The organism is Streptomyces sp. V4I23 (assembly GCF_030817975.1).
GTDB lineage: Bacteria > Actinomycetota > Actinomycetes > Streptomycetales > Streptomycetaceae > Streptomyces.
In genome coordinates this window covers 88,378-107,265 of record NZ_JAUSZW010000001.1, presented here as the reverse complement: position 1 = coordinate 107,265, position 18,888 = coordinate 88,378, and the positions used below count along the sequence as shown (strand labels likewise).

Genomic DNA, 18,888 nt, shown 5'->3' with positions numbered 1-18,888 from the left:
ACGATGGGACTTGTCTAGTGTCCAGGTCGTCGCATGAAAGAAGCACTCTCCAGGTGAAGAAGCGTATCGGGTCCTACCCGCGTGTCCGCGTCGAGGGCGGTGGCCGCGGGGTGGTGTCCCAGGCCGGTGGTGTGCTGCTGGTGGAGACGATCCGCAAGTCCGGTCTGGATCAGGCGATATCGGCGGCGCTTGAGCCGTGGCGAAGGCCGCGGGCGGTGCATGATCCGGGCAAGGTCCTGCTGGATGTGGCGCTCGCGGTCGCGCTGGGTGGGGACTGCCTGGCAGACGTCGGTCTGCTGCGGGCCGAACCGTCGGTGTTCGGGCCGGTGGCCTCCGATCCGACGGTATCCCGGCTGATCGACACGCTGGCAGCGGGTGGGAAGCGTGCTCTGACCGCACTGCGGCAGGCCCGCTCTCAAGTCCGTGAATGTGTGTGGACGTTGGCCGGTGACGCGGCGCCGGACGTGTCCGGGCAGGTGGTCGTGGACCTGGGCGGGGTGCTGGTGATCGCGCATTCCGAGAAGCAGGATGCGGCCGCGACCTGGAAAAAGACGTTCGGGCACCATCCGCTGATGGGGTTCGTCGACCACGGCCGGGGCGGGTCCGGGGAGCCGGTGGCCGGGCTGCTGCGGCCCGGGAACGCGGGCAGCAACACCGCTGCGGACCACATCGAAGCCGCCAGGATCGCCCTGAAGCAGCTGCCGAAGAAGTACCGGCGCGGACGGCGGACGCTGATCCGCACCGACTCGGGCGGCGGCACCCACGAGTTCGTGGACTGGCTTTCCGCGCGCGGCCGGTGGCTGTCCTACTCGGTCGGCATGACCATCACCGATGCCATCCACCAGGCCGTCGGGAAGGTCCCGGCATCGGCCTGGACGCCGGCCGTCGAGCCCGACGGCGAGATCCGCGACGGTGCCTGGGTCGCCGAACTCGACGGCGACTGCCTGACCGGCTGGCCCAAGGAGATGCGGCTGATCGTGCGGAAGGAACGCCCGCACCCCGGCGCCCAACTGCGCTTCACCGACGCCGACGGCATGCGCCTGACCTGCTTCGCCACCAACACCAAGCATGCTCCGATCGCCGCGCTCGAACTGCGGCACCGCCAGCGCGCGAGGGCCGAGGACCGCATCCGCGCCGCCCGCGCCACCGGCCTGCGCAATTTGCCCCTGCACGACACCGCGCAGAACCAGATCTGGCTGGAGATCGTCCAGATCGCCCTCGACCTGCTCGCCTGGATGCCCATGCTCGCTCTGGCCGGCACCGCCCGGGTGTGGGAGCCCAAACGCCTGCGCCTGCGGCTGTTCTCCATCGCTGCCCAGTTGGTCACCACCGGCCGCCGCCGCATCCTCCGCCTCGCGAAACACTGGCCTTGGACCAACCTGATCACCGACGCGTGGGCACGACTCGAAGCCCTCCCCAGCCCCGGCTGACCAACACTTTCTCGTCCCTACGGGCAGCGCAAGCCCACCGGAGCAGTGGAACCCGGCGCCCACCCGACGCGACTGCCGGGGCGATGTCATGCCCGAAACCCACAGCACAGACAGAAACAGCCCGCCAGATGAACTGGCGAGCTGTCATGAAAGCCCGAGGCTAGGGTGATCTTTATCGAAGTGCCTGATCAGCAGGGCGTATGTCTGTATCCCGTGGTGTATGAGGTGTCGCGCGTCAGACTTTCTGGCACAGGGGTTTGTTGAGAAGCTGTTGTCTTTCCGGAGTTGAGAACTGCGTTTTCGCTGGTGGGGCATAGAGGCGACGAGGGAGTGACGGCTTGTCATGTCGTCGCTGCTGTGGGGGTCGGAATGCCGTCGGTGGTCGGGCTGCTGGAACAGCGCGAGCTGGCTGCTCGCCGTCGGGTGGACGAGCTGCGGGAGGAGGCCGACCGCATCCAGGCCGAGCTGGCCGTGGCCGAGCGGGAATGGCAGGAGTGGGCCATCGCCCGCTCGAACGTCGGCGAAGTGCTGGCCCCGGAGAGCGAGACGGAGCAGGACGACACCCAGGCCGACCAGGCAGCGCCGGCCTCCGCGGGGCGGGGCCCGCGCTTCGCCTGCCGGCTGCACACCTGGCACGGCCGCAAGACGGAGACCAAGAGCTTCACTCCGGACGAGTACCGGCGGCTTCCTGACCGCGCTGCATCATCAGCTGCACGCCCCGTCGTGCTGGTGTGGGACAACGTCTCCACCCACAAGACGCCGGAGTTCACCGCGTGGGCCGCGCTCCAGAGGTGGCTGCGGGTGTTCTACTTGCCCAGGTATACACCCGAGCTGAACGCCGTCGAGTGGATTTGGTCCTGGCTCAAGCGGAGCATCGTCAACTTCCCGCTCGCCGGCATCGACGACCTCGAAGCGCTCGTCCGCAGCCGACTCAAGCAGATCCAGTACCGGCCCGACGCGATCACCGGCTGCCTCACCGACACCGGACTGATCATGAAGCCGCCATGATCCATCACGGCGACGCTACGGGTTCAACCTGAGCAAGGACGAGGCCCAGGCCGTGCCCGAGGGCCGCGACGGCAGCGTGAGCGCGGCCGAGGAGCTGGCCCGGTTGCGAGCGGAGAACGTTCGGCTGCTCAAGGCCGAGCAGGAGTGGCGGCTGGAGCGCGAGATCCTGCGCCGGGCTGCTGCCTATTTCGCCCAGGAGGTGAAGTGAGCCCCCACCGCTGGGACTTCATCTCCAAAAACGGCGCCGACCTCGGCGTCAAGCGGATCTGCCGGGTGCTTGAAGCGTCCCGCGCCGGCTACTACCCGCACCTGGCCACCGAGCAGGCCCGCACCGAGCGCCGGGCCGAGGCCAAGCGGACCGTGAGCGAGATCCGCGCCATCCACGCCGAACACCAGGGCGGCCTACGGCGCCCCGCGCGCGTCATGCTGAACTGCGTGCGACAGAACGCAGGATCAACCGCAAGCGCGTAACCCGGCTGATGCGGATCAACCACATCGTCGGCCGTCACCTGCGGAAGAAGAAGAAGCGGACGACGATCGCGGACAGGACCGCGCCGCCCGCGCCGGACCTGGTGATGCGCGACTTCACCGCGGACACGCTGAACACCAGGTGGTGCGGCGACATCACATACATAGCCGTCGGCACGACGTGGCTCTACCTCGCCACGGTGATCGACATCTGCTCGAGAAAGGCGGTGGGCTGGTCGATCGCCGACCACAAGCACACCTCCCTGGTCACCGACGCGATCGAAATGGCTGCGGCCGCCCGCGGCGACCGGGTCCACAGCGTCGTTTCCACAGCGACAGGGGCGCCCAGTACAGCGCGACCGCCTTCGCCGAGGTCTCCCGCCGGCACGGCATCCGCCGCAGCATGGGCCGCATCGGCTCGAGCTATGACAATGCCCTCACCGAACCGTTCCTCCAGGGCCTCAAGCGCGAGTTGCTCCACGACCGCCGCTGGACCTCGAAGACACAGACCCGACTCGAGCTGTTCCACCGGCTGCCGAACTACAACCGGCACCGTCGGCACTCCGCGCTCGGCTACCTCACACCAGCCGAGCTCGAACAGCAACTGATCACATCACGGACGCTGTCACTCGTCGCATGAAACCCGGTGTCCACTCCCGGGAATCAGCCTCAGCGACCGACCTGACCCTCGCCGCTGGCCGCTGGCCGCGACTCGTACAACGCGACCGCGTCCGCCTTGAACTCTGGCGGATCGTACTTCATGACCACGGGACATCCGTTCTCCTGGACTCAAGATCCAAGTGTTTCGGGTGGCCAGGATCCGGGTCGAGTTGTCCCCCAGGGCTTTCCTGTACGGACGCAGAGTGGTTTCCTGTTCGAGGACCTGGTAGCGACGGACAGCACTTCGCCAGACCTCACGACCAGACAGACGATCCAAACATCGCCAGGTCGCACGACCTCGTGAGCAGTCACAAATCGACTCACCATCCCCAAGTGCCTATCTAAGGTGGATGATCTTTGTGGGACACCAGGCAGTTGAGATTAAGCCCTCGAAAGAGGCGATCCGTAACCGGATCTTCGAACTCGTCGAGCAGGATCCGGGACTTGCTGCGCGGTTGATGCGGTTGCAGGAGTTCTCGCACGGCGTCCGCACCGCGGAAGTCTTCGTCACCAATGCCTGCAACCTGCGGTGCAAGGGCTGTTGGTTCTTCGGACACGACATGGACAAGCATGGCGGGGAGATCCGCGACCTCGGCGAGGTCCGCAGCTTTGCCCAGCGATTGGCGGAATCCGGTATCACCCATGTCTTGTTGATCGGTGGTGAACCCACGCTGGCGCCCGACCGGATCACGGCTTTCGTGGACCAGATGAAGTACGTTACCGTTGTCACCAACGGTACTCACCCCCTGCCGTTGAAGGGCTTCGAAAACATCAACATCGCTGTCTCCCTCTGGGGCGGCGGTCCGATGGATGACCAGCTTCGGGGAATCCGCCCCAACGGCAGCACATTCACTGGCCTGTTCGACATGGCGCGGCGTGCCTATCGGGACGATCCTCGCGTGGTGTGGATCTACACCGTCTGCGAATCCGGAATCGACTACATCGAAGACACCGTCCGCGCGATTGCCGACAACGGCAACCAGCTCCACTTCGGCTTCTATAGCGCGTACGGCACCAACGACCCGGTCGGGCTCGCCGAGAGGCAACGCCTGATAGACGAGCTGTTGCGGATGCGGGAACTTTACCCCGATACCGTGATCAGCCACCCCTATAACATCAAGACCATAGTAACCGGCAAATCACACTGGGGAACCTTCGGTTACGATACCTGCCCCAGCATCAGCGTCGACCACCCCGCACACGTTGACCGACTGGCCAATGGCCACCCGATCCTGCGTGACTTCAACACCTACCGCGCCGACCACACCATCCAATTCTGCTGTACCGCGGGCGACTGCGACAGCTGCCGCGACAGCCAAGCAATGTCCAGTTGGCTGCTGGTAAATATACATCACTTCCTCGATAGCACCGACCAACTCCGCATATGGGTGGAAATGGCTGAATGCTTCTACCGCCAGTACTACTGGTCACCGTTCCATCCGAAGAACCCACACTACATGAGAAGCTCCCACGCTAGTGAGAACTTCAAGTGACTTCACCATGGCCACCGACTGGAAATGGAGCTCGTTTAGTGTCAGGCATCCACACTTCCTCGAGTTCAGTCCCGTCAATCACGAAGCAGCCAATCTTGAAAACAAGTTAAGTCAGACCAGTAACAGGAATAGGAGATATCGCCTTGGATTTAGTCCTAGCGCCCGCCCCTTCTTCTCGCAGGTGCTTCGCTATTTCCGGTCAGATCCCGATCGGGAGCTTTCTTCTGGTGTCTGAGATGCGCCTGTGCTGGACTGTGCCCTGATCTGTGCCTCGCGTTCAAAGTCTGGAAAGACATATGCGCGATTCATGCAGGCTGTCATAAATGTCTGGCCACAATGGGGAGCAGTGGTGGAATTTTGGGAAAGTGACGAGCGGCGCACGCTTCGACGTGAGGTCGCCAAGCTCGGAAATGCATACGGATTCGACTACTTTCTGCATGAGACTCGGACTGGTGGCAAGAGCGATAAGTTGTGGCAGGAGGTTGGGCGGCTGGGGTACCTAGGCGTTGCCTTCCCGGAAGAGTACGGTGGTGGTGGCGGCGGCATCAGCGAACTTTCCTGTGTGCTGGAAGAGCTTGCCGCGGCCGGCTGCCCATTGCTGATGATGGTGCCCTCTCCTGCTATATGTGGGTCGATCATTAACAGGTTCGGCACGCAAGAACAGAGGAATCACTGGCTACGCGGATTCGCGGATGGCTCGTTGAAGATGGCCTTCGCCATCACTGAACCGGATGCTGGTTCTAACACACATAGACTTAGGACTATTGCGAGGCGAAGCGGAAAGGACTGGGTACTCTCTGGTCAGAAGGCCTTTGTTACTGGTGTGGATGAGGCGGACGCCATACTCGTTGTGGGACGTAACGCGGACGCTCCCTCGGACCGTTTCAAGCCGGCGCTATTCATAGTGGCAACGAATACGCCCGGTTTGGAATTTTCTCCAATCGACATGGGGATCTCAATACCCGAGAATCAGTTCATGCTGTTCTTGGACCACGTGCGGGTGCCTGCCGACGCACTGATTGGCGACGAAAACATGGGCTTCGATCAAGTGTTCGCCGGGCTAAATCCTGAGCGCATCATGGCATCGGCCTATGCGCTCGGCCTTGCGCGCTTCGCACTGCAACGAGCCGTTGTCTACGCGAAGAAGCGCATAGTGTGGGAGGTACCAATCGGTGCCCATCAGGGCATAGCGCATCCGCTGGCTCAGCAGAAGATCGCTATTGAAATGGCTCGATTGATGATGCAGAAAGCGGCGTTCTTCTACGATGCCGGTGAAGACCGCAGCGCGGGTGAGCTAGCAAACATGGCGAAATACGCAGGTGCTGAGGCGGCGGTCTCTGCGGCGGACCTGGCAGTGCAGGTACACGGGGGAAACGGACTAAGCGCGGAGTATGGCCTCAGTGCTCTCCTCACCCTTTCTCGCTTTGCTCGTATCGCCCCCGTCAGTCGGGAAATGATTCTAAACTTTGTTGCCCAGCACTCGCTCGGCTTGCCGAAATCCTACTAGTAAAGGACACCGGGAGTTGGAATGATAAAGTCCTATCCACTCTTCGTTGCAGGAGAGGATCGAGTCGGGCGCGAGTGGGTCTATTGGCTTCATGCTGACTATCAGTTGGAGTACCCCGAAAAGGCACAGCAGTTGCTGAGCGAGCTCCCACAGATGCGCTGCTCTTCGGATCAGCTTAAGACGGTGGCGGGTCGTGTAGCAGTCGCCGAGGTTGCCCATGTGGAAGATGCCCTCCTGGCGGCCGCATCCGCTAAGACGGCCTGGTCACGTGTGCCTTTGAAAGACCGTGCCCGCGTCATCGGCGGTGTCTTCCGTCGGATAACTGCTCGCCGAGACGAGTGTCTCGATGTCATGGTGGCCGACGGCTTTCCCCACCGCGCGGCAGAGCAGGTCATAGACATGCTGCTCCACGCGATGAGCCCGGAGTACGTGGATCGATGTATGACGATGATGCATCAGGAGATGCATCATGGGTCAAAGCATCTCCTGTTGCTGCGGCGACCTGACGGGGTAGTTTGCGTGAATCCACCGAGGAATGGAGCGATAGGTCTGGCCACACTTGTTACGACGCACATGCTCGCCGCCGGTAACACTCTCGTGGTTAAGGCCCCATATTCCGCTCCGGTTGGAACCATGCACTTCTTGCGTGAAATTGTCCTGCCGGCCCTAGCTGAGCTCAATCCACCGCCGGGGACCTTGAATCTCATATGTGGAGATTCACAGATGATCAGGGAGACCTGGCTTGATAGCCCACAGGTGGATGACATCGTATTCTTCGGAGGCGACGTTGGTCTGCGTTTCGGACAGGAGTGCGTACGACGGGGTAAGAAGCCCCTACTGGAGCTGGCCGGCAACGATGGCGTTCTCGTGTGGCAGGACGCCCACCTCGTTCGCGCGTCAGAGGCCCTAACCGAATGCTTTCTTGCATCCGCGCAGGGTTGTTTCGTCCCCAAGTATGCGATTGTCCATCCAGCCGTTGCTGCGGGCGTACTCGATCGCGTAGTTGCATTGGCGAGAGAACTGCAGCCGAGCCTACCGTCAAACCCAGGCGCTGCACTAAGCCCAGTTGGAAAATTCAACGAGTTTTTCGAAGTGCTCAATGAAGCAACAGCCAAGGGCGCGCAGATCCTGGTCGGCGGGAAGGCCGTCGACCTTCAAGGACAGGAATCAAAGCACGGGCCTTTCATCCAACCCACAGTCGTGCGCATAGAAGGCCTTGACACAGCACGCAAGCTTCGCTGCGTCAACGAAGAAACATACTTTCCCCTCCTACCCATAATCATACCTGAAACGAAAAAGGCTGACATCCTGCTAGAAGAGGTCATCGACTTCATGAACGACAACGCTTACGGGATTCGCAACTCCGTATGGACGGACGACGAAGACGTTATCCGTCGCGTCGTCGACCGGGTGACATCGGGAGGTCTTCTAAAGATTAACGATTCGCACGTAAGCACAGCTCCTCTCCTCCCTGTTCTTGGAGGAACCGGGCGCAGCGGCGGACCCTGGGGCGAAGCCTCCTACCCCATGCTATGGGCCACCCACCTCCAAGGTGTCTCGATTGGCGGCCCCATCGCCAGCAGTGGATTGCACGGCAATGATTGATTCCTCCGTCATGGCGCAACCGCTGTCCTTCGGACCAGGATGGACAGCGGCAAGGGCCCTTACGGCACTTAAGATCCGTCTCCATTCATCCCTGGAGACACTGGCAGCCCGAACAACAAAGTACCAGTCAGGGCCAGTCGCTGGTCACCGTGTTTGTCAAATTTACCCTCGCTGATAAGGCAATCCTTCTCATGGTCGGCTGCTCTCCTGCTCGCTTTCGCATATACCAGGCTGGATGGAGTTAACGATGAACCATAATCGTAAACCCGGTGGAGCGGCTACTAACCCGTGCCCTAGAAGTAACACCATATCAACAGTGCCGCGGAGCCTGCTGGACGCGGAGACACTGGAGAATCCGTACCCGATCTATACGTGGATGCGGCGTGAGAAACCAGTGCACTACCTAGAGGACCAGGACTTGTGGGTGGTGTCCCGGTATGACCACTGCGCGCATGTGCTAGCGCACCCAGAGCTATTCTCCTCACGCGAGTCCAATTCGAGCATGCATGCCTTCCGACGGAGTCCTGAAGCTCTAGAAATCCTACGTCGCGCTCCAGGCTATCCCCGAGGCCGAACACTCGTTATGGCCGACCCCCCACGCCACACGCAGCATCGAAGAATCATGAATTGGGCGTTCGCACCGGTCAAGACCGCAAACGCGTTCACCCCGCGGATCCAAGAGCTGGTCGATGAGCTGATCGACGGGTTTGCCATGGCCGGCAAGTGCGAGTTCATAAGGCAATTCGCCTCTCCACTGCCGATTCAGGTGATCGGAAGCGTACTCGGTGTACCAGAAAGCGACATTGGGATGCTAAAAGCCTGGTCGGACGACTTCGCAGCCGTCCAGTGCGGAAACATTCCGCACGAGCGACTAGTGCAAGTGGCGCGCAGTGTGGTGGAGTCCCAAGAATATTTTCTCGCCCAACTTGAAGAGCGACGCCGCGAGCCTCGGGACGACCTTCTCGGGCGCATGATCAGGCCACCCAACGGTGAATCACCCCTCGAGGTGCCGGAGTTGCTCGACTTGATCAATCAAATCATGGTGGCGGGAAACGAGACTACGACAGCCTTCCTGGGAAACGCCATGTACCTGCTCGCCACCACTGAGGCACTTACCGACCAACTCGACGATACCCCAGCCCTCATTCCTAACCTAATAGAAGAGGTCCTGCGCCTAGAAACGGTGCTTCCCGCTCAGTACCGAACCACAACCGAGGACGTAGAAATCAGTGGCACGCGCGTACCCGCCGGCGCGAAAATAGCGGTGCTGTTCGCGTCTGCCAACCGGGACGAGTCCTACTACGACGAGAAGTTCAAGCCAGACCGCGAAAATTGGCCGGTGCCGCACATGGGTTTCGGGCGCGGCATTCACGCGTGCATTGGCCAAGCACTTGCACGTCGTGAAGGCGAAATAGCAATTGAAAGACTCGTCAAACGTCTAACTGACTTCCGAATTGATCCCGACCGTCTACCTGTTCGTACTCATTTGTTCGGCCTCCGTGGCCTGGTCGAATTGCATCTGCGGTTCAGACCGCGCTACTCGTAACCCGGACAGGCCACTGCCCTGCCTGCCGACAATCTCTCGCCTTACTCAGGTTGAACTCGCAGCGTTGCCTTGGGTGGTGACGGTTCATGATCCTCGCGCTACTCAGGTTGAACCCGTAGCGTCGCCGTGATGGATCATGGCGGCTTCATGATCAGCCCGGTGTCGGTGAGGCAGCCGGTGATCGCGTCGGGCCGGTACTGGATCTGCTTGAGTCGGCTGCGGACGAGCGCTTCGAGGTCGTCGATGCCGGCGAGCGGGAAGTTGACGATGCTCCGCTTGAGCCAGGACCAGATCCACTCGACGGCGTTCCACTCGGGTGGATACCTGGGCAAGTAGAACACCCGCAGCCACCTCTGGAGCGCGGCCCACGCGGTGAACTCCGGTGAACCGTTCCGGGTTCGGTAGGGACTCGATCATTTGAGAGGATCGAGTCATGGCACGTCCTTCCCAGTACCCGCTTGAGCTGCGCCGTCGGGCGGTGCGGATGGTCGCCGAGGTGCGGCCGGAGTACGACACCGAGTGGGCCGCTATGAAAGCGGTCGCCCAGAAGCTGGGCATCGGCACGACCGAGACCCTGCGGAAGTGGGTACGGCAGGACCAGATCGACGCTGGGACCCGGCCGGGGACGACGACGGAGGAGTCCGCCGAGCTGAAGCGGCTGAAGAAGGAGAACGCCGAGCTCAAGCGGGCGAACGAGATCCTCAAAGCCGCGGCGTCTTTCTTCGCGGCCGAGCTCGACCGGCCACACACACGCTCGTAGCGTTCATCGACGAGCACAAGGACCGCTTCGGCGGCGTCGAGCCGATCTGCCGCGTGCTGACGATGCACGACTGCAGGATCGCCTCCTCCACCTACTATGCCCACCGCAGACGCCGGACCGCGCCGTCCGCCAGGACCGTGCGGGACGGCGAGCTGAAGGAACTGATCCAGCACGTCTACGACGCCAACTACCGCGTCTACGGGGCGAGGAAGATCTGGCGGGAGCTGAACCGGCAGGGCCAGGCCGTGGCCCGCTGCACCGTCGAACGCCTGATGCGCGAGCTCGGCATCACCGGCGCGGTCCGCGGCAAACGCGTGATCACCACGCTTCCCGGCGGCCAGGCCGGGCGGGCTCCCGACCTCGTGGACCGCAACTTCGTCGCCGGCGCCCCGAACCGCTGCTGGGTCGCGGACTTCACCCATGTCAGAACGTGGGCCGGCGTCGTCTACGTCGCCTTCGTCGTGGACACCTTCTCCCGCCGGATCGTCGGCTGGTCGGCCGCCACCGTGAAGGAGACGGTCTTCGTGCTGGACGCCCTGGAGATGGCGATCTGGCAGCGCGACCGTGATCAACATCCAGTCCAGCCAGGTGAGTTGATCCATCACTCCGATGCCGGGTCGCAATACACGAGTTTCCGGCTCGCCGAGCACCTGGACGCCGCCGGTATCGCCGCCTCGATCGGCTCGGTCGGCGACGCCTACGACAATGCCCTGATGGAGAGCACGATCGGGCTGTTCAAGACCGAGCTGATCAAGCCCCGACGGCCGTGGAAGACGCTGTCCGACGTCGAGCTCGCCACCGCCGAGTACGTCGACTGGTACAACCACCGACGACTCCACGGTGAGATAGGCCACGTCCCGCCCGTTGAATACGAGAACAACCACTACCGGGCAACCACAAAACCCCAGGTCACAACCAACAACTGAGATCTCTACCGAACCCGGAACGGTTCAAAATCCTGCTGGAGTATTAGAAGTCAATTGTCCACTGGGCGACCTTGGTTGCCGCTGGCCGGTTCTGAGGCACCCACGGTGGGCGACAGAGGAACATGTCACCGTTGCGAACAAAACGCAGGATTAAGGAAGGGAACAGCATGACTGACGAGCTTCGTCAGATTTTCAACTTCATCGCCTATTCCGCCCGGCTTCGGGAGGTCGAGCGGCACAACAACGCCACCCGCGAGCGGAAGGAGAGCGTGGCTGAGCACTCGTGGCACCTGGCGCTGGTCTGCTGGGTCCTACATCGCGAGTTCGAGCGCGAGTGCGGGTACGCGCTGGACCTGGAGAAGATGCTCAAGATGTGCCTCGTGCACGACCTTGTGGAGATCGAGGCGGGCGATCCCTCGACCTGGCGCACCCAGGACAGCGCCCAACGCCGGGAGGAGAAAGCCCGCATCGAGGAGGAGGTCGCCCAGCGCCTGTACGGGGCGCTTCCCGGCGGACTGGGTGCCGAGTTCTTGGCGGTGTGGCGCGAGCACGAGGAGGGCGTCACGCCCGAGGCCCGGCTCGTGCGGGGTGTGGATCGGCTGAATCCCGCGCTGATGCGCTGCCTCACCGGGCAGGGGTGGGAGGACGTGGGCGCGGACGCCGGGGCGCTGGACCGGGTGCAGCTGCCCAGGCTCGCGGTGAGCGAAATCCTCACTGCCCTTTACCAGGAGGTCAGGGCCGCCGCGATCGCCCAGGGTCTGCTCGCGCCCGCCTCCTGAGGCCCGGGGGCCGTGCGGTGGCCCGGGATGCGGGCCGCCGCGGGGACAGGCAAGTTCCTGAGGTTGATCTCCAGGAGTGGACTCCGGGTTTCGGCCCCGTAGTCCTAGCTCGGACACCAGGGAACAAGTAACCCGTCGGTAGCTTTCACCGGGTGAGATCTCCCGTTTCCCGCCGCCATGCGCCTCGTTGGGCTGATCGGGTAAATCCCCGACGGGCCGATGAAAGGGGCGGGTGTGCGTCAGGAGTGGTCGCCGGAAGACGTGGTGACGTGCTGGACACTGGTGGACGGCGACTGGGACCTGGTGGCAAACAAGACCGGTCCGACCCGCCTCGGCTTCTGCCTGATGCTCAAGTTCTTCGAGATCGAGGGCCAGTTCCCGGAGTTCATCGAGGAGTTCCCGCAGCCCGCGGTCGAGTACGTCGCGGGTCTGGTGAAGGTGCCGGCGGCCGAGCTCGCGAAGTACGACGTGGCGGGGGCGAAGCGGCACCGGAGGCAGATCCGCGAGGCGCTGGGATTCCGGCCGTCGACGCTCGCGGATGAGGAGCGGCTGACCGCGTGGCTGGCGGTTGAGGTCTGTCCGGTCGAGCTGGTCGAGGACCGGCAACGGGAGGCACTGCTGGTTCAGTGCCGTGTCGACCGGATCGAGCCGCCAGGCCCGACGCGGGTCGAGAAGGTCCTGGTGGCGGCCCACAACCGCTGGGAGAGAGCGCTCTGTTCGCGAACCATCGAGCGTCTGGGAGCGGCATGTACCGGCCGCCTGCTCGCTCTGGTGGCCGAGGGAAACGAGGAGGGCGCCACGCTGCTGGCGTCGCTGAAAAGGGACCCGGGCGCGGTGGGGCTGGACTCCTTGCTGACGGAGATCACCAAGCTGACATCGGTAAGGAAGTTCGAACTGCCTGAGGGGCTGTTCTCCGGTTACTCGGAGAAACTGGTCGCCGCGTGGCGGGCGCGGGCGATCAAGATGTACCCCTCCGACTTCCGGGACACCCACGAGGACGTACGGATCACGCTGCTGGCCGCGCTGTGCTCGTCCCGCGAGGCGGAGATCACCGACGCGCTGGTGGAGCTACTGATCGCCCTGGTCCACAAGATCAATGCCCGTGCCGAGCGGCGAGTCGAGAGGCAGCTCACGGCAGAACTGAAGAAGGTCCGCGGCAAGGAGGGCATCCTCTTCAAACTGGCGGAGGCCGCAGTCGGCAAGCCAGACGAGGTCGTGCGCCGCGCGCTGTACCCGGTGGGTGGGGAGAAGACGCTCAAGGACCTGGTGGCCGAGGCGAGGGCGACCGAGAAGGTCTTCAAGGCCAAGGTCCGCACCACGCTGCGGTCCTCGTACAGCTCGTACTACCGGCAGATGCTGTCGCCGCTGCTCAAGACGCTGGGCTTCAAGTGCAACAACACCGCCTACCGGCCGGTGATGGACGCGATGAAGCTGCTGGAGAGGTACGCCGAGGTCGACGGCAAGACCCGCTTCTACGACACCGCCGACGAGGTGCCGATGGACGGCGTAGTCCGCAAGGACTGGCGCGAGGCCGTCGTCGACGACAAGGGCAAGGTCGAACGCATCCCGTACGAGCTGTGCGTGTGGTCGCAATGAAGGACGCTATCCGGCGCCGTGAAATCTACATCGAGGGCGCCGCCCGCTGGCGCAACCCGGAGGACGACCTGGCTGTGATCGCTGAGAAGGCCCAGAGGTAGCCGGCGTGGTTGAGGGGGTCGTTCTTGACCCAGCGGCGGGTGATGTTCGACTTCTTGCCGGAGGCTCTGGTGATGGGTGAGGAGCCGGCGTATGCCTTCAGGCCGCGGGCGTCGGCGAACCGGCTGCGGTCGTCTCCGATTTCGGCAAGGACCCGGGCGCCGAGCTGGAGGCCGAGGCCGGGGAAGCTGAGGATGACCTCAGCGTCCGGGTGCTGAGGGAAAGCCTCTTCCACCGCCTCGGCGAGCTGCTCGGCGGCGGTGCACGCGGCCTCAAGCTGGACCAGGAGGGCAAGCATCTGCTTGCCGAGCGCGTCCTCGACGAGCGGCGGCTGGTGGGCCCACTCGGATCGGAAGACCTCGCGGAGCCGTTCGGCTTCTCCTTCGATGCCCCGCTGACGGCCTGCCCGTTTGAGCGCGGCCTGGAGCTGGGTGCGGGTCAAGCGGGCGGCGCGAGTCGGTGTAGGGGCGGCCTTGAGGATCTCGTGGGCCTCGCGCCGGCACAAGCCGTTCTTCCACGCCTCAGCTGCTGCCAGGGCGGACGGGTAGTACTCGCGCAGGAGGGATCTGAGCTGATTGGAGATCTGCTGGCGGTTCCAGGTGGCGTCCTGCTGGGCGCGGGCGAGGACGGCGACGGCCCGGGCGAGGTCGCTGTCCTGGGGCAGCGGCCGGTGGGCATGCATGTCGGTGCGGAGGATGTTCGCGAGAACCAGGGCGTCACCCGGGTCGGACTTCTTGGGGGATACGGAGTGCCGGTCGCGGTAGCGGGCGGCGGCCCTGGGGTTGATCGCGAACACCTGCCGCTTGCCGGTCCGCAGCACGGCAACGAGCAGGCCGCGGGAGGTTTCGATCGCGACCGGGATCGGATTCTCCTCGGTGTCGCCGTACTCGGCGAGCAGGTCCAGAAGGATCTTGTAGCCGGTGGCGTCGTCGGTGATGTGGCGTTTGGCCAGGAGCTGGCCGGTGTCGTCGACGAGGGCGACGTCGTGTGTCTTCTCCGCCCAGTCGATGCCGCAGTAGATCAAGGTCCCTCCCGATACTGCTGTGCGTTTGTACTGGTCACGAGCTCGTGCGGAACCACGCAGCGACCTAATCCCAGGACTCGACACGATGGCCGGTCCGCCACCTAATGGGCAGCGAAGCGAGTGATCGCTATCCGAATCCGGAGTGAAGAGCTCTTTCGACAGACCGCGGGGCTCGCTTCTGCAGCGGTTCCGGCCGGGACGAAGATCTCATCCGCCACCTGGGCAGGAAGTCCTCTACTGAGAGCGATCTGGTCCCGGCCGGAACCGTTCCAGCATCTGAGCTTCGCGAGCACAACAGCACCTCACGCGGGCATAAAGGCCTCACAACGGGTCTCAGAAGACCCAGTTCAGAACACCTCACCAGTCGGCACGAACCGGGGGTTTCGATGGTCGTGGCCTGAGCCAACCGCACGGAACACCTTTCATCGCGTCGCGAGCCTGAGAGCTCTCACGAAGACGAAGGACCGTGCAGTTCGCTGGGGTTGCGAACGGCTGGTGGGATGTTGTGCCTTGAGCACTTCCATTAGGGAGCACGCGCACCCTGCACAGGCTCTGGCCTGCCGACACACCAGAGTAGGAGGGAGAACATGATGGAGATCGCAGGATTACCGGTGCCAGTGTTCTGCGGGGTGGACTGGGCAGAAGACCACCACGATGTCGCGCTCGTCGACGCCGGCGGGACACGGCTCGCCAAGCTGCGAATCAGCGACGATGCCGCCGGATTCACACAGCTCACAGCCCTGCTGACCGAGCACGGCGACAGCAAGGAACATCCGATCCCGGTCGCCATTGAGACGTCCCGGGGATTGCTGGTCGCCTGTCTCCGCGCGACGGGACGCCCTGTGTTCGCGATCAATCCGCTGGCGGTGGCCCGCTACCGGGATCGGCACTCGGTCGCGAGGAAGAAGTCGGACGCCATCGACGCCGCTGCCCTGGCGAACATTCTGCGGACCGATATGGCCGCCCACCGTCCTCTGCCGCAGGATTCCGAGCTGGCACAGGCGATCGCGGTACTGGCGCTGGCCCAGCAGGACGCGGTCTGGGACCGGGGCCAGGCTCACAACAAGCTCCGCTCTCAGCTGCGCGAGTTCTATCCGGCGATCCTGGCTGCCTTCGCCGACAAGCGCGAGGGCATCTGCTCGCCCGAGGCCGGGCCATCCTGGCCGCGGCCCCGACGCCCACGGCGGCGGCCCGTCTCACGCGCCGACGTCTCCAGTCTCTGCTCAGGCAGGCTGGACGTCTGCGCGGCATCGAACCCGAGGCCGCCCGACTTCACGAGGTTTTCCGCCGTGAGTACCTCCACCAACCACTACAGGTTGAGGAGGCCTTCGGCCGGCAGACCGCGGCCCTGCTGCGTCAGCTGGAGGCCGCCTGCACCAACGCCGACGAGCTGGAAGCTGCCACCAGGGAGGCGTTCGAGCAGCACCCCGACGCCCCGGTCATCTGCAGCTTTCCGGGCCTGGGCTCATTAACCGGGGCCCGAGTCCTCGCCGAGATCGGCGACGACCGAGCCCGTTTTGCGACCGCCGGATCGATGAAGGCCTACGCCGGCAGTGCACCGGTCACCCGGGCAAGCGGCAAAAGCTGCTCGGTGATGGCCCGCCGGGTCAAGAACCAGCGACTGGCCGCCGTCGGCTACGTCTGGGCCTTCGCCTCCCTGACTGCCTCCCCCGGCGCGAGAGCACACTACGATCGTCGCAAAGTGGCAGGCGACCGCCACGTCGCCGCCCAGCGCAACCTTTTCAACCGCTTCATGGGGATGCTCTTCCACTGCCTCCAGCACCGTGTGCCCTATGACGAAGGGAAGGCGTTTCCCGACCGGCCCATGGTGATGGCGAACCTTCCTGCGGAAGCGGCTTGACGAGCTACGCGCGTGGGATGTCTCAGCTTGACTCTGTCGGGGATCTTGGTGTCGTCTGCTCAGTCTCTGGCGGACCGCCAAGACCTCGGCCGGGGGATCCCGTGCTGGTCCAGGAAGTTCTGGAAGGCGGTCGGCGGCCGGGACGGAGGTGCTTCTCCGGTCGGCGGCCGTCGGCTGAGGCGCTCGATGTTTGCGGCGATGGCTGTTAGCACGTGTTGTAGGTGGGCTTTCTGCTGTCCCCGGTAGCGGCAGCGGCGCATGCCGTGTCCGTGAGCGAGCTCGTTGATCGTGCCTTCCACTCCGGAGCGGACCGCATAGCGGGCCTGCCATTCGGGTGTCTGTTGCTCGGCGCGGACTCGGAGTTGCAGGTCACGGAGTTCTCGCGGAGGAAAGCCCACGGTTCGGGCGCTGTCAGTGGTGGTCGTGCAGCGGGTGCGGACCGGGCAGGGACGGCACTGGCTCTTGGTGAACCGTGCCACGATCAGAGGTGCCGCGGTGGGTGAGGAGGTCGGATAGGGGCCGTGCCATCCCGCGCTGGTCTCGCCCTGCGGGCAGGTGACCTGCTGGCGGTCGAAGTCGATGTGGAAGTCGTCGCGGCCGAAGCCGTCGTTCTTGCGGTGCTGGCGGGTGGAGTTGACCGGTAGCGGTCCGGTGACCGTGACCTGGTGTTCGCGGGCTGCCTGTTCCAGATGGACCAGGGAGGTGTAGCCGCCGTCGACCAGATGCTCGGCGGGCAGCAGCCCGCGGTGCTTGAGCCGGGTGTGAATGCCGGGCAGCGCCTTCGCGTCGTAGCCGGTGGCGTCGGTGGTGGCCACATCTGTGATCACGTTGACGCCGTCGGGATCACAGGTCTCAGTGAGATGTGCGACGAACCCTTTCCAACGGGTGACGTGTCCGCGGCGCGCGTAGCGGGCCGTCGGGTCGCAGGGCGAGACGACCGCGACGGCCGAGGGCGGCAGGCCGCTGTCCTCGGCGGTGCGCCAGCGCAGGCGGCCGGCCCCGTCGCGGTAGTAGTTCTGCACCATGATCTGCCGCAGGGCCTGGACCCGGGGACCGGACAGGCGATCCGCCTCATGCTCCCCGACGTGCTCCAGCAGGCGGACGGCGTCGCCGCCTGTGGCAAGGATCCTGGTCTTGGGGCGGGTGGGGTTCTTGCCCAGACGGACCGGACGGCCGTAGCGGCGCCCCCACTCCTCGTCCACCAGGCCGGCCAGCAGGTGCGGAGCTGTGCCGGCCAGCTCTTCCAGCGCGGCGCGGACGGCCTCGGTGACCAGTTCCAGCCGGGTCAGGTCGCGCACCGCGGCCAGGACGTGGGTGGAGTCCGTGCGCTGGGTGGTGCGCTCGCGGACGAGACCGGCCTTCTTCAGGCGCTCGAGCGCGAGGTCGAGGAGACGGTCGGCTCGGCCGCCCTCGGTGAGACGCTCACGGAAGTCGGCCAGCACGCTGTGGTGGAAGCCGGGATCGTCCAGTTCCATGGCCAGCGCGTACTTGAAATCGATACGGCAGCGGACCGCCTCGGCCGCCTGCCGGTCCGACAGACCGAGCAGGAACTGCAGCACGCAGACGGTGGCCAGCTGGGCGGGCGAAAGCCCCGGGCGGCCATCGCGCGGGTACCAGTCGGCGAAGTCCTCGTCCCGCCACAGCCCGCCCAGGTGGTCTCTGACCCACATCGCCGTTGTACCGCCCGGGTTGCTCGCCCGCGCCATCTGCACGGTCAGAGAAGGAACTTGCTCACCAGAGCGGGCGTGGAGCGACAACGGGCACCTCGACAACTGCATCGGTCCTTGAACAGAGCCGAGCATGCCCGTTGATCACGCTGCCCCGCCGGGGATCCCCAAGATCCCCGACAGAGTCAAGCTCAGTAGCTGTTCGTGGCACCAGCTCGCCCCACGGGCCTCGGTCTATCCGGGAGCTCAAATGGCTCGGGCGTATCAAGAGGTCACCGAGCGGCGGGCTCGCACCACCAACCCCAACGAGTGATCAAGGTGGGAGGTGTTGACGGTGGCGGAAGCCGCCGGGACGCCGGACGCCGCCGTTCTACGGACGGGCATCAGGGCCAGGCGCTCCAAAGGCATCCGTCCGGCGTCCCGCAGCCTCCACCATCGAGGTGGTGGAGGCTGGAGATG

At 64.2% G+C, this 18,888-nt stretch carries 11 protein-coding genes and 3 pseudogenes; 11 read left to right on the top strand and 3 right to left on the bottom strand.

The window, feature by feature from the left end; translation table 11 throughout:
• Positions 1-53: 53 nt before the first annotated feature.
• The 7 genes and pseudogenes from QFZ82_RS00540 to QFZ82_RS00510 all read left to right on the top strand — a co-directional run bounded on the left by QFZ82_RS00540 (position 54) and on the right by QFZ82_RS00510 (position 9,717).
• Positions 54-1,430 carry an IS1380 family transposase gene (locus QFZ82_RS00540; protein WP_307711267.1) on the top strand — a complete coding sequence of 459 codons (1,377 nt, stop codon included), beginning with the start codon at positions 54-56 and terminating at the stop codon, positions 1,428-1,430.
• Positions 1,431-1,799: 369 nt separating this feature from the next.
• Complete coding sequence (locus tag QFZ82_RS00535) at positions 1,800-2,438, top strand: transposase (RefSeq protein ID WP_307711258.1); 639 nt, start codon at positions 1,800-1,802, stop codon at positions 2,436-2,438.
• 34 nt (positions 2,439-2,472) lie between these two features.
• Positions 2,473-3,546 (top strand): annotated as a pseudogene (locus QFZ82_RS00530) (IS3 family transposase); the annotation flags it as partial.
• Positions 3,547-3,916: 370 nt separating this feature from the next.
• A complete protein-coding gene (locus tag QFZ82_RS00525) occupies positions 3,917-5,059 on the top strand; it encodes a radical SAM protein (RefSeq protein WP_307711266.1) in 1,143 nt (380 codons plus the stop codon).
• Between the two features lie 307 nt (positions 5,060-5,366).
• On the top strand, positions 5,367-6,566 hold the full coding sequence (locus QFZ82_RS00520; protein ID WP_307711265.1) for an acyl-CoA dehydrogenase family protein: 1,200 nt from the start codon (positions 5,367-5,369) through the stop codon (positions 6,564-6,566).
• 21 nt (positions 6,567-6,587) lie between these two features.
• Positions 6,588-8,171, top strand: a complete 1,584-nt coding sequence (locus QFZ82_RS00515) for an aldehyde dehydrogenase (RefSeq protein ID WP_307711264.1) — start codon at positions 6,588-6,590, stop codon at positions 8,169-8,171.
• A gap of 622 nt (positions 8,172-8,793) precedes the next feature.
• Positions 8,794-9,717: a cytochrome P450 gene (locus tag QFZ82_RS00510; RefSeq protein ID WP_307711263.1), complete on the top strand. Its 924-nt coding sequence runs from the start codon at positions 8,794-8,796 to the stop codon at positions 9,715-9,717.
• 134 nt (positions 9,718-9,851) lie between these two features.
• Here the strand turns inward: QFZ82_RS00510 and QFZ82_RS00505 are convergent, their stop codons facing one another.
• A complete protein-coding gene (locus tag QFZ82_RS00505; protein ID WP_307711328.1) occupies positions 9,852-10,064 on the bottom strand; it encodes a transposase in 213 nt (70 codons plus the stop codon).
• An 86-nt stretch (positions 10,065-10,150) separates the two neighbouring features.
• On the opposite strand from QFZ82_RS00505, the gene QFZ82_RS00500 reads away from it, so the two are divergent.
• The 3 genes from QFZ82_RS00500 to QFZ82_RS00490 all read left to right on the top strand — a co-directional run bounded on the left by QFZ82_RS00500 (position 10,151) and on the right by QFZ82_RS00490 (position 13,778).
• A protein-coding gene (locus QFZ82_RS00500; RefSeq protein ID WP_307711262.1) for an IS3 family transposase occupies positions 10,151-11,403 on the top strand; the annotation gives its coding sequence in 2 pieces (ribosomal slippage) (positions 10,151-10,433 and positions 10,433-11,403; 1,254 coding nt in all).
• 167 nt (positions 11,404-11,570) lie between these two features.
• Positions 11,571-12,182: an HD family hydrolase gene (locus tag QFZ82_RS00495; RefSeq protein ID WP_307711261.1), complete on the top strand. Its 612-nt coding sequence runs from the start codon at positions 11,571-11,573 to the stop codon at positions 12,180-12,182.
• Positions 12,183-12,416: 234 nt separating this feature from the next.
• Positions 12,417-13,778 carry a DUF4158 domain-containing protein gene (locus tag QFZ82_RS00490; RefSeq protein ID WP_307711260.1) on the top strand — a complete coding sequence of 454 codons (1,362 nt, stop codon included), beginning with the start codon at positions 12,417-12,419 and terminating at the stop codon, positions 13,776-13,778.
• A 43-nt stretch (positions 13,779-13,821) separates the two neighbouring features.
• On the opposite strand, the pseudogene QFZ82_RS00485 reads toward QFZ82_RS00490, so the two are convergent.
• Positions 13,822-14,901: pseudogene (locus tag QFZ82_RS00485) on the bottom strand (IS110 family transposase); the annotation flags it as partial.
• A 590-nt stretch (positions 14,902-15,491) separates the two neighbouring features.
• Between QFZ82_RS00485 and QFZ82_RS00480 the strand changes: the two are divergent.
• A pseudogene (locus QFZ82_RS00480) lies at positions 15,492-16,762 on the top strand (IS110 family transposase).
• A 59-nt stretch (positions 16,763-16,821) separates the two neighbouring features.
• Here the strand turns inward: QFZ82_RS00480 and QFZ82_RS00475 are convergent.
• Positions 16,822-18,432 (bottom strand): IS1182 family transposase, encoded by a 1,611-nt coding sequence (locus QFZ82_RS00475; RefSeq protein WP_307711259.1) that lies wholly within the window; start codon positions 18,430-18,432, stop codon positions 16,822-16,824.
• Between the last annotated feature and the right edge of the window lie 456 nt (positions 18,433-18,888).